This is a genomic window from Curtobacterium sp. PhB146, from assembly GCF_004342995.1.
Classification (GTDB): Bacteria; Actinomycetota; Actinomycetes; order Actinomycetales; family Microbacteriaceae; genus Curtobacterium.
Window position 1 is genome coordinate 1 of sequence record NZ_SMBN01000019.1, and the last position, 1,850, is coordinate 1,850.

The following is a 1,850-nucleotide window of genomic DNA, read 5'->3' on the forward strand; positions in this document are numbered from 1 at the left end:
CTGGTGCGGCCGAGTCCGAGGAAGCGGACGGTGCTGATGCGGACGCTGCTGGCGGAGGTCGTCGTCCACGTCGAGGTGACGTCGGCGCGGACGGTGACGCTGGAGGTGCGGAAGGAGAAGAGATCCCAGGAGCTGATCGTGGTGGATCGGGCGGTGCCGGCGCTGGTGTCGCTGCTCGCGACGCCGTCGATGACCGTGGTGAACCGCTCGGGTGCCACCCCGTCGTAGGTCCACCCGATGGTGACCGACCCGTTCGTGTTCGACGTGCACGTCAGCGCAGTGGCCGGGGTCGCGGCCACGGTCGCCATCGTGCTGGGTGCGGTGGCGGTGGCGGCGAAGGCCGCGGCGGCCGCCGGAGCAGGTACCGCCAGCGCCGCGACGGTGCAGACAGAAGTGACGAGGAGTGCCCCCACCGCCCACGGCCGGTGGTCCTGCTGACGATGCCGGGGCCCACGTCGGGACGCCCCTGTCGTCCTGCTCGGATCTGCGACGGCGGGCAGGACGGCGAGTCCAGCGACGAGGACGAGGGCCGAACCGAGGGCGACGAGCGGGCCCGTTCGATGGTCCGCAGCCCAGAGGACGGGTGTGCCGATGAGTGGGACACGGAGGTACCCGACGCCCGTGACCGCGGACCGGGAGATGTGTGTGGAGTCGGCGGAGGGGTTCGCGTCGCCCTTCGTGGTGAGGGTCCCGTCGCTGTTGAGGGAGTCGAACCGGTGCAGCCGGAGGGTGCCGACGTGGTCGGGGTCGGCGAAGAGCAACACCTGTCCCTTCCGGAGCTCTCCCGCGGTGACCGTCTTGCTCACCACGACGTCGCCCGGGTGCAGGGACGGCTCCATGGAGCCGGTCATCACCGTGGTGGTGTGCCAGCCGAGGACCATCGGAGCGACAGCCCAGAACACGAGACCGAGGACGGCAGCCAGGATCCCCCGGGCGCCGAGCACCACGGCGAACCGACCCCACACGGACGGACGCATGACCGACCTCCTCTCGTGTCCTCCCGGCCGCTCAGGAGTTCTGTGCTTCCCAGGTGAACCCGAGGCTCGCGGTGGCACCCATCAGGGAGGCCGGGGCATCCGACGAGACGGTGTAGGTGATCTGGTAGGTCTTGGTCTCCGACTTGTCGCCGGTGGGCTTCCACGTCCCGACGCCGGTGGCGTAGCTCGTTCGGGTGGACGCGAACGACGCGAGGGAGTCGTTGTACAGGAGACCGTCGGACCCGGCCGCCGCGGTGAAGCCGTTGCACGTGCCGTAGCCTCCACCGCTGCCCTGCTTGACCTGCAGGGTGACGTACGAGGCCAGCGCCTTGGTCTGCTGCACGTTCGTGGCGTAGAGCTTCACTGCGCTGGGGAGCGAGCCGGTCGAGGTGACGGCGATGCAGTTCGTCCCGGTGGAACCGGGCTTGAGGTTCGACGCAGCGAAGAGCGCACCGTTCGATGCGTCGTTGCTCAGCGCCACCGATCCCATCGACCAGTTGTTGGCGTCGTCCGACGAGGTGGCCGAGAACGCCGAGTACGACGCGGTGGACACGGCGACACCGGCGGCGAGCAGGGCAGCCGGGATGACGGCGAGGGTGGCGACACGGGCGATGGTGCGGTTCGGGCGACGCATGAGAGGAGATCCGTTCAGGTTGAGGCATGACTCGAATTTCGAGCTAGGTAGACCTTACACCTACAGATTCGTTCAAGTCAATTTTTGTCCCAAACGGATCTCGTCTAAGATGGGATCATGAGCGCAAGCCCTCCTCCGATGAGTGACGCCGACCAGGATCGACTGCTGGACGAGGCGGTCGCCGCGTTCTACAGCGCTCAGGTCGAGCACGCGCACCTGATGCAGCACCTCGCCGTCAC

Annotated in this window: 2 protein-coding genes; both read right to left on the bottom strand. The window is 68.2% G+C overall.

The window, feature by feature from the left end; genetic code table 11:
- A partial coding sequence (locus tag EDF33_RS19965; protein WP_132100994.1) for a signal peptidase I occupies window positions 1-977 on the bottom strand: 977 nt, incomplete at its 3' end.
- 31 nt (window positions 978-1,008) lie between these two features.
- Entirely contained in the window at window positions 1,009-1,611 is a 603-nt protein-coding gene (locus EDF33_RS19970) for a hypothetical protein (RefSeq protein WP_111086138.1), read from the bottom strand.
- Between the last annotated feature and the right edge of the window lie 239 nt (window positions 1,612-1,850).